At 38.0% G+C, this 12500-nt stretch carries 13 protein-coding genes; all 13 read left to right on the forward strand.

Annotated elements, in window-relative coordinates:
- Positions 1-88 precede the first annotated feature (88 nt).
- The 13 genes from rimP (at position 89) to ACY3XC_RS09145 (ending at position 12496) form a co-directional block, all read left to right on the forward strand.
- Positions 89-559, forward strand: coding sequence for a ribosome maturation factor RimP (gene rimP / locus ACY3XC_RS09085; protein ID WP_464868245.1), 471 nt, complete (start codon positions 89-91; stop codon positions 557-559).
- Between the two features lie 39 nt (positions 560-598).
- Positions 599-1720 carry a transcription termination factor NusA gene (nusA, locus tag ACY3XC_RS09090; protein WP_464868246.1) on the forward strand — a complete coding sequence of 374 codons (1122 nt, stop codon included), beginning with the start codon at positions 599-601 and terminating at the stop codon, positions 1718-1720.
- Between the two features lie 17 nt (positions 1721-1737).
- The gene (gene rnpM / locus ACY3XC_RS09095; protein ID WP_179161209.1) at positions 1738-2022 is read left to right on the forward strand and encodes an RNase P modulator RnpM; all 285 of its coding nucleotides are present in this window, start codon (positions 1738-1740) and stop codon (positions 2020-2022) included.
- The gene (locus ACY3XC_RS09100) at positions 2019-2321 is read left to right on the forward strand and encodes a YlxQ family RNA-binding protein (protein ID WP_095247649.1); all 303 of its coding nucleotides are present in this window, start codon (positions 2019-2021) and stop codon (positions 2319-2321) included. The genes rnpM and ACY3XC_RS09100 overlap by 4 nt, the downstream gene beginning before the upstream one ends.
- 19 nt (positions 2322-2340) lie before the next feature.
- Complete coding sequence (gene infB / locus ACY3XC_RS09105; protein WP_464868247.1) at positions 2341-4614, forward strand: translation initiation factor IF-2; 2274 nt, start codon at positions 2341-2343, stop codon at positions 4612-4614.
- The gene (locus ACY3XC_RS09110; protein WP_179161207.1) at positions 4611-4892 is read left to right on the forward strand and encodes a DUF503 domain-containing protein; all 282 of its coding nucleotides are present in this window, start codon (positions 4611-4613) and stop codon (positions 4890-4892) included. The genes infB and ACY3XC_RS09110 overlap by 4 nt, the downstream gene beginning before the upstream one ends.
- Before the next feature lie 16 nt (positions 4893-4908).
- On the forward strand, positions 4909-5280 hold the full coding sequence (rbfA, locus tag ACY3XC_RS09115; RefSeq protein ID WP_179161206.1) for a 30S ribosome-binding factor RbfA: 372 nt from the start codon (positions 4909-4911) through the stop codon (positions 5278-5280).
- 60 nt (positions 5281-5340) lie between these two features.
- On the forward strand, positions 5341-6261 hold the full coding sequence (gene truB, locus ACY3XC_RS09120) for a tRNA pseudouridine(55) synthase TruB (RefSeq protein ID WP_464868248.1): 921 nt from the start codon (positions 5341-5343) through the stop codon (positions 6259-6261).
- Between the two features lie 32 nt (positions 6262-6293).
- Positions 6294-7262 (forward strand): bifunctional riboflavin kinase/FAD synthetase, encoded by a 969-nt coding sequence (gene ribF / locus ACY3XC_RS09125; RefSeq protein ID WP_464868249.1) that lies wholly within the window; start codon positions 6294-6296, stop codon positions 7260-7262.
- A gap of 143 nt (positions 7263-7405) precedes the next feature.
- The gene (rpsO, locus tag ACY3XC_RS09130; RefSeq protein ID WP_179161203.1) at positions 7406-7675 is read left to right on the forward strand and encodes a 30S ribosomal protein S15; all 270 of its coding nucleotides are present in this window, start codon (positions 7406-7408) and stop codon (positions 7673-7675) included.
- A gap of 229 nt (positions 7676-7904) precedes the next feature.
- A complete protein-coding gene (gene pnp / locus ACY3XC_RS09135; RefSeq protein WP_464868250.1) occupies positions 7905-10028 on the forward strand; it encodes a polyribonucleotide nucleotidyltransferase in 2124 nt (707 codons plus the stop codon).
- A 210-nt stretch (positions 10029-10238) separates the two neighbouring features.
- Complete coding sequence (locus tag ACY3XC_RS09140; RefSeq protein WP_464868251.1) at positions 10239-11186, forward strand: polysaccharide deacetylase family protein; 948 nt, start codon at positions 10239-10241, stop codon at positions 11184-11186.
- Between the two features lie 71 nt (positions 11187-11257).
- Complete coding sequence (locus ACY3XC_RS09145) at positions 11258-12496, forward strand: M16 family metallopeptidase (RefSeq protein WP_464868252.1); 1239 nt, start codon at positions 11258-11260, stop codon at positions 12494-12496.
- Positions 12497-12500 lie beyond the last annotated feature (4 nt).

Below are 12500 nucleotides of genomic sequence, written 5' to 3' on the forward strand. Positions count from 1 at the left end.
GTATACAGTTTTTTTTGAAGAGTTATTTATAAAACTTTCCGTGAATTACCAATAATATGGGTGAGAATGTCGGTAAAGGAGGTTAAACATGAGCAAAGTAACGGAAGTAGTAGAAGAGCTAACGCAGCCAATTATCCAGGAGCTAGGATTAGAATTGGTGGAAATCGAGTTTGTAAAAGAAGGGAAAAACTGGTTTCTGCGCGTATATATTGATAAAGAAAACGGTGTTGATATAGAGGACTGTGGCATTGTCAGTGAACGGCTTAGTGAAAAACTCGATGAGCTTGACCCGATAACCCAAAATTATTTTCTTGAGGTATCTTCTCCAGGTGCAGAGCGACCGCTTAAAAAAGCAAAAGATTTTGAAAAGGCAATTGGTAAAAATGTGTTCATAAAAACATACGAGCCGATTGACGGTGAAAAAGGTTTTGAAGGGAAATTACTTGAGTATGACGGGCAGACAGTAAAAGTAGAGATGAAAATCAAAACCCGTAAAAAAGTAATTGAAATTCCGGTTGAAAAAGTGGCTAGTGCAAGACTAGCAGTTATTTTTTCATAATGAAAGATAAATATATAATGGATAGGGGGATATAATCAAATGAGCAGCGAATTATTAGATGCTCTTACGATACTAGAAAGAGAAAAGGGCATTTCTAGAGATGTTTTAATTGACGCGATTGAAGCTGCACTTGTATCGGCATATCGACGTAATTTCAACCAAGCCCAAAATGTTCGGATTGATTTAAATTTGCAATCTGGCTCAATGAGAGTATTTGCAAGGAAAGAAGTAGTGGATCAGGTTTTTGATCCTCGACTTGAAATATCCATAGCAGATGCAAGAAACATAAATCCAAACTATGTTGTTGAAGATGTAGTTGAAATGGAAGTAACACCTAAGGACTTCGGCAGAATTGCTGCCCAAACGGCCAAGCAAGTCGTGACACAAAGAGTTAGAGAAGCAGAAAGAGGTATCATTTATTCCGAGTTTATTGATCGTGAAGAAGATATCATGACAGGAATTGTTCAAAGACTTGACTCGAAATTTATTTATGTCAGCCTTGGGAAAATTGAAGCTCTGCTGCCAGTAAATGAACAAATGCCAAATGAGCGTTACAAGCCTCATGACCGTATAAAGGTATTTATTACAAAGGTAGAGAAGACAACCAAAGGTCCACAGATCTTTGTTTCTCGTACCCATCCTGGATTGCTAAAAAGATTATTTGAAATCGAAGTACCAGAAATTTATGATGGTACGGTTGAGATAAAATCAGTTGCCCGTGAAGCTGGTGACCGTTCAAAAATATCTGTCCATTCAGATAACAATGAGGTAGACCCGGTTGGATCATGTGTAGGTCCAAAAGGTACAAGGGTACAAGCCGTTGTAAATGAATTAAAAGGTGAGAAAATTGATATTGTTAAATGGTCCGATAATCCTGTGATTTTTGTTGCAAATTCCTTAAGCCCATCTAAGGTTTTAGATGTTATGGTAAATGAATCTGAAAAAGCGACAACGGTTGTTGTTCCAGATTATCAGCTTTCTCTAGCTATTGGAAAACGCGGTCAAAATGCCCGCCTTGCAGCAAAGTTAACAGGTTGGAAAATAGATATCAAATCTGAAACAGAAGCACGTGAACTAGGAATCTATCCACGTGAAGAAATGATTCGACTTTTTGATGATCAGGTTGATGTTGACTTTAACGAAGAAGAAGAAAAGGAATAATAGTGAGGTGAATGATCGTGAACAATCGTAAAAAAGTTCCTATGCGTAAGTGTGTCGCAACCGGTGAAATGAAGCCGAAAAAAGAACTCGTTCGCATCGTTCGCTCTAAAGAAGGAGAAGTATCTATCGACTTAACTGGGAAAAAGTCGGGCAGAGGTGCATATCTTTCTAAGGACAAAGAAGCAGTCCTACTAGCCAAGAAGAAAAATACCTTATCTAATCATTTACAGGTTACTATCGAAGAATCATTATATGAAGAACTATTGGAATTGATAGAAAAGGAAAACAGGCAGTCTATATGAATACAAATCAATGGATGTCGTTACTTGGCTTAGCCAATCGAGCACGGAAAATCATTTCGGGTGAGGAGCTTTCTGTTAAGGAGATACGCAGCGGAAAAGCAAAACTCGTTTTATTATCGGCAGATGCATCTGCAAATACGACAAAAAAAATTACAGATAAATGTAAGTCATACGAAGTTCCCTATAAACTAGTGGAAGATCGCCACCTTCTAGGCCAAGCGATTGGCAAAGAAGCCCGCGTAGTTGTAGCTGTACTGGATAATGGATTTGCGAAAAAACTGATGACGTTGCTCGATTAATTCTAGCGGGGGTGAAAATATGAGTAAAATACGTGTTTATGAGTATGCAAAGAAACACAATATTTCTAGTAAAGATGTAATCACTAAATTGAAAGAAATGAACATAGAAGTTTCAAATCATATGGCAACAATTGAGGATGCTGCAGTTGTAAAGCTAGACGCAACTTATAATAAAAACCAAAGCAATCCTGGGCAAAAGCAAGCTAGACCACAACAACAAAATCGCCAGAATCAGAATCCACAGCAGCAGGGAGTTAAACCACAAGTGCAAAGTAAAACAAGTCCAAAAGCTTTTGAGGATGACGACGCAAAAACTTCTACACCAAGCAAGGTGAAAGTGGCCTCTCCACCAAAAACGGCTGACACTAAAAAGCAAAATCAACAATTCCAGTCTAAGGAAAATAAAGTTTTCAGCGCTGGAAAAGGGAATAAAAAACCTTTTAATAATAATAACCAAAATCGCAATAATAATAACAACCGGAAAAAGAACCATACACCGGTTCAACAGACACAGCAACAAGTAAGGAAAGTGAAAGAGCTTCCTGCTAAAATAACTTTTAGCGATTCATTGACTGTTGGAGAACTGGCAAAAAAAATCTACCGTGAACCTTCTGAAATTATCAAGAAGCTGTTTTTACTGGGAGTTATGGCGACCATTAATCAGGTATTAGATAAAGATGCGATTGAATTAATTGCGAGCGAATACGGGGTTGAGGTTGAAGAGGAAATTAAAATCGATACAACTGACCTTGAAGTTTATTTTACAGAAGATGAATCTGAAAACCTTGTAGAAAGACCATCTGTAGTTACGATTATGGGTCACGTTGACCATGGTAAAACCACTTTGCTTGATTCCATTCGTCATACAAAGGTAACAGAAGGTGAAGCAGGGGGAATTACTCAGCATATAGGTGCTTACCAGGTTGTTGAAAATGGTAAAAAGATAACATTCCTTGATACACCGGGACATGCTGCCTTTACTACGATGCGTGCACGTGGTGCGAAAATCACGGATATCACCATCCTTGTGGTAGCAGCTGATGATGGTGTAATGCCACAAACAGTTGAAGCTATTAACCATGCAAAGGCTGCCGAGGTTCCAATTATCGTTGCGGTTAATAAAATGGATAAAGAAGCTGCTAACGCCGATCGTGTTATGCAGGAGCTTACCGAGCATGGTTTAGTTTCAGAAGCTTGGGGCGGAGATACAATCTTTGTTCCACTATCCGCGAAAACAGGAGAAGGAATCGATAATTTGTTGGAAATGATTCTTCTTGTTGGTGAAGTAGAAGAATGGAAAGCAAACCCTAATCGTAAAGCAGTTGGAACAGTAATTGAAGCACAATTAGATAAAGGCCGTGGATCAGTGGCTACCTTGCTCGTTCAGAATGGTACACTAAAAATAGGTGACCCTATTGTTGTAGGAAACACATATGGTCGTGTTCGTGCAATGGTAAATGACCTAGGACGCCGTGTGAAAGAGGCTGGACCGTCTACACCTGTAGAAATCACAGGGTTAAGTGATGTTCCACAAGCTGGTGACCGTTTCGTTGTATTTGACGATGAGAAAACAGCTCGTCAAGTCGGTGAAGCACGTGCACAGCAAGCATTGGCAGCACAGCGTGGTGAGAAATCAATTGTCAGCCTTGATAATTTATTTGAACAGTTAAAGCAGGGTGAGATGAAGGATTTAAATATCATTCTAAAAGCTGACGTTCAAGGTTCCGCTGAAGCTGTTGCCGCTTCACTGCAAAAAATTGACGTTGAAGGTGTTAATATCAGAATTATTCATAGTGGTGCTGGTGCCATTAATGAATCAGATATTACTCTTGCCTCTGCTTCAAATGCGATTGTGATTGGCTTTAACGTTCGTCCTGATGTAAATGCAAAGCGCGCAGCTGAGCAAGAAAAGGTTGATGTTCGACTTCACAGCATTATTTACAAGGTAATCGAAGAAATTGAAGCTGCTATGAAAGGTATGCTTGACCCTGAATTTAAAGAAAAAGTAATTGGTCAAGCAGAAATTCGTCAAACCTTTAAAGTTTCAAAGGTTGGAACCATTGCAGGTTCTTATGTGACAGACGGGAAAATTACTCGTGATAGCGGAATTCGTTTAATTCGTAATGGTGTTGTCATTTTTGAAGGAAATATCGATGCATTAAAACGTTTTAAAGATGATGCCAAAGAAGTCGCACAAGGTTATGAATGTGGTATTACCATTAAAAACTTCAATGATGTTAAAGAAGGAGATATTATTGAAGCATACGTAATGGAAGAAATTGAACGTAAATGATTGTAGGTTTAGCACTTTGTGAATGTATCATCTACGATGCTCATTCTCTAAAAGAGAAACGTGCTGTACTGCAGCGTATTCTCACAAGGTTAAAACAAAAATTTAACGTGTCTGTCTCAGAGGTTGATTATCAGGATATGTGGCAGAGAACAAAAATAGCAATTGCTGCAGTAACATCCAACCGGGTAATGACTGAACTAGAGCTGCAAAATGCACTTAAATTAATTGATTCTTTCCCTGAAATAGAAAGAACAATCACCGATATAGAATGGCTTTAAATTAAGAGGTGAAGTAATGAGCCACAGAGCAAATCGTGTTGGAGAACAAATGAAGAAAGAACTAAGTGACATCATCGGTCGAAAAATTAAAGATCCCCGGATCGGATTTGTGACGGTTACTGATGTTCAAGTAACAGGAGATCTACAACAAGCAAAAGTATATATTTCTGTTTTGGGCGATGAGGAACAAAAGGAAAACACACTAAAAGGTCTTGCAAAGGCGAAAGGATTTATCCGAACCGAAATTGGACATCGTATTCGCTTGCGCAAAACACCTGAAATCCTTTTTGAATGGGATGAGTCAATGGATTACGGAAATCGAATTAACTCTCTTATTCACCAATTGCACCATGAAGAAAGAAGCATGGAAAAAAATGAAGAAGAATAAATGGATAGACAAATGTCTATCCTTTTTTTTCGAAACAAAATAGAATTGGAGTGACCAAGGGTGGAAGGAATCATACCTTTATTTAAACCGGCTGGGCTAACGTCGCATGATTGTGTATTTAGATTAAGAAAAATATTAAAAACAAAAAAAGTAGGTCATACAGGAACGCTTGACCCAGATGTAACTGGAGTGCTTCCTATCTGTATAGGGAAAGCAACTAAAGTAGCTGAATACATAACTGACGCCGGAAAGAGCTATGAAGGCGAAGTAACCCTTGGTTATTCCACTACAACCGAAGATGCTTCCGGAGAAAAGGTTGAGGAGAAAAAGGTTGTTGATACCTTCAGCAGGAAAGATATTCTTAAGGTTCTTGAATCATTTACTGGTGAAATCGAGCAAACGCCTCCAATGTATTCTGCAGTAAAAGTGAATGGAACAAGGCTTTACGAATATGCTCGCAAAGGAATTGAAGTGGAACGTCCTACAAGAAAGGTGACCATTTATTCAATAGAGCTGCTTGATGAGAGAGAAGAGTTTTCAGGGGAAACCATTTCTTTTCGATTTAGAGTAAGCTGCAGTAAGGGAACTTATATTAGGACATTAGCCGTAATGATTGGCGAAAGTCTTGGATATCCGGCACATATGTCAAATTTAATTAGAGTCCAATCAGCAGCATTTACAATTGATGATTGCCTGACGTTTGAACAAATAGAAAAGTTAATGGAAACAAGTACAATTTCAACCTGTTTAAGACCTTTAGAAATGGCACTTTCTCATTTGCCGAAATACATAATAAATGATAAAGTAGCAGAGAAAGTGAAAAATGGTGCACTTTTACCAATACCAGATTATTTAATAAATAGTAACGGACCTATTATCGCTCAAACGGAAGAGGGGAATGCTCTTGCCATTTATTCGGAACATCCGAACAAGCCAGGGCTCTTAAAACCAGTTAAAGTTTTGCGTAATGATCAGGGTTAAAAAGGTTACTGTTAAGAAAAGGTGAGTTTCAATTGGAAGTAATAAAGCTAAAATTCCCATTTAATATAGATAAAACTGAGATACCTCCATTATCCATGGCACTTGGTTATTTTGACGGTGTTCATCTTGGTCATCAAAAGGTAATACTTGAGGCGAAAAAACAAGCACATCAAAAAGGACTAAACTCTGCAGTTATGACCTTTGACCCTCACCCATCGGTAGTCCTAGGGAAAAATGACAAGCATGTTCAATACATAACACCCTTAGCTGAGAAAATAAAAATCATTGAGGAATTAGGCATTGATTATCTTTTCATTGTCCATTTTACAACAGAATTTGCTAACCTGCTGCCACAAGAATTTATCGATCAGTATGTAATTGATTTAAATGTAAAGCATGTGGTTGCAGGATTTGATTTCTCATACGGTCGGATGGGAAAGGGCACCATGGAGGTACTGCCTTTTCATTCAAGAGAAGAGTTTACTTTCACGGTTGTTGAAAAATTCACCAGTGGAAATGAAAAGGTTAGTTCAACGCGAATTCGTCAATATATAAAAGATGGAAGAACAGCAGAGCTGCCAGAATTACTAGGAAGATTTTATTTGACAGCAGGTATAGTTGTCCATGGAGATAAAAGAGGCAGAACGATTGGATTCCCAACCGCAAATGTTGAAACAAAGGATGAATATATTTTACCCCCGCTTGGTGTTTACGCTGTGAAAATCAAGATAGGTGAAGACTGGTACGAAGGTGTATGCAATGTAGGCTATAAACCAACCTTTAATAAGGAAGCTTTAAAGGTGTCAGTTGAAGTCCATGTGTTTGACTTTAACAAAGATATTTATGGTGAACAAGTAACGGTCGAATGGCATCAATACCTGCGAAAAGAACAAAAATTCTCCGGAATCGAAGAACTAGTCTCCCAAATCCAAAAAGACAAACAGAATGCTATTAATTATTTTAATAAAATCGACAAACACTTACCGAATAATTGCGAATAATAGCCTTTTCTTAGGTTATAACTTGCATTTTGACGTGAAACGTTGTATTCTTATTAACGTACTAAAAATAACCTTTGCTTGGCAAGTCGAGTCACCGACGCTTGCTCAGTAACAGGGGATAGTAAATTTAGGAGGTGAATAGGATGGCAATCACTCAAGAACGTAAAAACGAACTTATCAATGAGTATAAAACTCATGAAGCCGATACTGGATCTGCAGAGGTTCAAATCGCTGTCCTTACTGAATCAATCAACAATTTGAATGAGCACTTACGTACTCATAAGAAGGACCACCACTCACGTCGCGGTCTGTTGAAAATGGTTGGTAAGCGTCGTAATCTTTTAACGTACCTACGTAATAAAGATGTTCAACGTTACCGTGTATTAATCAATAAGCTTGGACTTCGTCGATAATCAAAAGAAGCGGGATTTTTCCCGCTTTTTTGTTAGGTTAAAAAAAGAAAAATCATAAGAGCAACACAAAATCTTATATACATATTTTAAGTCGCGGAAAAATTGTGCATACTATTAGTATATTTGTATTGATAACATAAGCGTTAAACGCTTTTTTTATATTAGATGATTAGAGCGATATTATTTCGCATTATCCTCTAAAGTGATTTAGATAGAGAGGGGTAAGGATATGGAACAAACGAAACATGAGTATTCCATGGATTGGGCTGGACGCAAATTAACCGTTGAAATTGGACAACTAGCTAAACAAGCAAATGGAGCCGTGATGGTCCGTTATGGAGATACCGCAGTTTTAAGTACAGCTACTGCTTCAAAAGAACCAAAAAACTTAGACTTTTTTCCATTAACATGTAACTATGAGGAACGATTATATGCGGTGGGGAAAATACCTGGAGGTTTTATTAAACGGGAAGGCCGTCCGAGTGAAAAAGCTATTCTAGCTAGCCGCTTAATTGACCGCCCAATTCGTCCGCTTTTTGCTGATGGGTTCCGTAATGATGTCCAAGTTATCAGTATTGTCATGAGTGTGGATCAGGATTGTTCGTCAGAGATGGCAGCAATGTTTGGATCTTCTTTAGCACTTTGTACATCTGACATTCCATTCGAGGGACCAATTGCTGGTGTAATCGTTGGTAGAGTTGGCGGAGAGTTTGTCATTAATCCAACCGTAGAACAAGCTGAAAAAAGTGACATTCATTTAACCGTTGCAGGTACTAAAGATGCGATTAACATGGTTGAAGCTGGCGCAGATGAAGTTTCTGAGGAAGTAATGCTAGAAGCTATCATGTATGGACATGAAGAAATCAAACGTCTCATTGAATTCCAAGAAAAAATTATGGCTGAAGCTGGCAAGGAAAAAAGAGAAGTTATTCTTTATGAACTTGATAAAGATTTAGAAGCTGAAGTTAGAGAAATGTGCGAAGCTGAAATGGTAACTGCCATTCAGGTTCAAGAAAAGCATGCACGTGAAGATGCCATTAAAGAAGTTAAAAATCGAGTTATGGCTAAGTTCCAAGAGAACGAGGCAACAGACGATGATCTGAAGCAAGTAAAACAAATTTTGGATAAGATTGTTAAAGGTGAAGTCCGCCGTTTAATTACTGTTGAAAAGGTACGTCCTGATGGCAGAAAAATTGATGAAATACGACCATTATCTTCACAAGTCAGTATTTTACCACGGACTCACGGTTCAGGATTGTTTACACGTGGACAAACGCAGGCTTTAAGTATTTGTACTTTAGGTGCAATGGGTGATGTTCAAATTCTTGATGGTTTGGGTATCGAAGAAGAAAAGCGTTTTATGCACCATTACAACTTCCCTTTATTTAGCGTTGGTGAAACTGGACCAATCCGTGGACCAGGCCGTCGTGAAATAGGACACGGGGCTCTTGGTGAGCGGGCATTAGAACCAATAATACCAAATGAAAAGGACTTCCCATATACGATTCGCCTTGTTTCTGAAGTTCTAGAATCAAATGGTTCTACTTCTCAAGCAAGTATATGTGCAAGTACATTAGCGATGATGGATGCAGGTGTTCCAATTAAAGCACCAGTTGCAGGTATTGCAATGGGCCTTGTAGCTTCAGGTGAATATTACACTGTTTTATCCGATATTCAAGGAATGGAAGACCACCTTGGCGATATGGATTTTAAAGTTGCAGGAACGGCTAAGGGAGTAACTGCCCTTCAAATGGATATTAAAATTAAAGGACTTTCCCGTGAAATCCTTGAAGAAGCATTGCAACAGGCTAAAAAAGGTAGAATGCATATCTTAGAATCTATGCTGGCAACTATTGCTGAGCCTAGAACCGAGCTTTCTCAATTTGCACCAAAAATCTTAACAATGAAAATTAACCCAGATAAAATCCGTGATGTTATTGGGCCGAGCGGTAAGCAAATCAATAAAATTATTGAGGAAACTGGTGTTAAGATTGATATCGAACAAGATGGAACAGTATTTATTGCCTCTACAAATCAGGAAATGAATCAAAAAGCAAAGAAGATTATTGAAGATATCGTTCGTGAGGTTGTAGTTGGCGAAATGTATCTTGGCAAAGTCAAACGTATTGAAAAATTTGGTGCGTTTGTAGAAATATTTGCCGGAAAAGATGGACTTGTCCATATATCCGAATTGGCTGAAGAGCGAGTTGGAAAAGTGGAGGATGTCATTAAAATTGGTGACGAATTTTTAGTGAAAGTTACAGAAATTGATAAACAAGGTCGTGTGAACTTATCACGTAAAGCAATATTAAAGGAACAACGTGAAAAGGCTGAAGCAGAGAAACAACAATAAGCCATACTCGTTAAAAGTGAAATAGAAAGGTCAGGGGGAACCCTGACTTTTTCCATGTTAGTTCTATCTAGCTGCAAAAGAGTAAGCTTTGGAAGCGTTACCTCGCACGAAAGAAAAGCGTTAGCTATTCTGAGGAGCGTCTAGGCGCTTCCGCTTTTAGTTCTACCTTGTCCCCATTATTCATATATTCAATATGAAGGGGGAAGGTAAATGAAGAAGTTGAGTATGATTGCTTTCTTATTTCTAGCTGCCTGGGTTTCTGTTAACAATCCTCTTGTAGATACATATGTTGCTGCACTTAAGGGAAACGCGCTAACTGTTGGAAAGCAAGAAGATCCTCTATATCAAAGTATTGTAAAAAATGCTTCTACATATGAAATACCGCCTTCCAATGCTAAAATTGATAGAGTATGGAAAGCGATTCCAGGCTATAATGGAATAACTGTCGATATTGAAGCTTCATATAGAAATATGAAGAAAATAGGCACGTTCAATGAAAAAAAATTAGTATATATACAAACAGAACCAACCGTACATCTTAACGAATTAACTCCATCTCCCATTTATCGGGGTCATCCTGATAAACCAATGGTCAGCTTCATAATCAATGTAGCTTGGGGAAATGAATATTTGCCTGAAATGCTTGCTGCCCTTAAAAAGCACCAAGTGAAAGCAAGTTTTTTCCTTGAGGGAAGATGGGTGAAAAATAATCCTGAATTGGCAAAAATGATCGTGAGTGCTGGTCATGAGGTTGGGAATCACTCCTACACACATCCTGATATGAAAAGAATATCAGCAGCACAGACTAGGGAGCAATTAGTCAAAACAAATGAAGTAATTGAAGCAGCAACGGGTAAAAAAAGCATTTGGTTTGCACCGCCCAGCGGCAGTTACCGGGATGAAACCGTTACAATCGCAGCCGAACTCAAAATGAAAACAGTTATGTGGACAGTAGATACCATTGATTGGCAAAAGCCATCGCCAGACCAACTAATCAATCGTGTGACCTCTAAAATTAGTAATGGATCAATGGTACTCATGCATCCAACAGAATCTTCTGCAAAATCATTAGACACTCTAATAACACTTATTGAAGAAAAAGGTTTAAAAATAGGTACGGTGAGTGACTTAATGAGTGAAGAAAGAATTATAAAATAAATTTAACAGAGTATCCAGATAATAAAGGAAAATAGCTAATTTTTCGCTTTTCTATAGACAGGAGGATTTTGATGATTAACAAATATTCTTGCAAAAATGGAGTAAGAATTGTATTAGAAAATATTCCAACAGTGAGATCTGTGGCAATTGGAGTCTGGATTGGCACTGGTTCAAGAAATGAAGATCCCCAAACGAATGGTATTTCGCACTTTTTAGAGCATATGTTTTTTAAAGGAACGAAAACTCGATCTGCGAAGGAAATAGCTGAATCATTTGATAGTATTGGCGGTCAGGTGAATGCTTTTACATCAAAAGAATACACTTGCTACTATGCTAAAGTACTGGATACACATGCACAATTCGCATTAGATGTTTTAGCGGATATGTTCTTTAATTCAACCTTTGTCGAGGAAGAATTAAATAAAGAAAGAAATGTCGTTCTTGAGGAAATAAAAATGTATGATGATACTCCAGATGATATTGTCCATGATTTACTCAGCCGGGCCATTTATGGAAATCATCCACTTGGATATCCGATATTGGGGACAGAAGAAACCCTAAATACCTTTACAAGTGAAACCCTGAAGGATTATATCCATAATCGATACACACCAGAAAATGTTGTAATCTCGATTGCAGGGAATGTTTCAGATAAATTTATACTAGCGGTTGAAAAGTACTTTGGCTCCTATGAGGGTGGAAATAGTTCAACACTTGAGAATATTCCAGTCTTCCAATCCAACCGATTATCACGAAAGAAAGAAACAGAACAAGCACATCTTTGTCTTGGATTTGAAGGATTAAAGATTGGACATGAAGATGTATACAGCTTAATCATTTTAAATAATATATTAGGCGGCTCTATGAGCAGCAGATTGTTCCAAGAAGTTCGTGAACAGCGAGGCTTAGCCTATTCAGTATTCTCTTATCATTCCGCTTATCAGGATAATGGAGTTGTGACTGTATACGGTGGGACAGGGGCTAAGCAGCTTGATGTGTTATACGAAACGATTCAGGAAACACTTGAAAAATTAAAACAAGATGGAATTACAGAAAAAGAATTAAATAATAGTAAAGAACAGTTAAAAGGAAGTTTAATGTTAGGCTTAGAGAGTACAAATAGCAGGATGAGCCGAAACGGTAAAAATGAACTTCTCTTAAAGCGTCACCGATCTCTTGATGAAATTATTGAGCAAATTGACCAAGTTACGAAACAAAGTGTAGATGGGATGGCGACATCTGTTTTTACAGACAAATACTCTGTTTCATTAATTAGTCCCAATGGGGAATTACCCAATACTCTAATATAAAAGG

The organism is Bacillus sp. CZDM1, assembly GCF_055502545.1.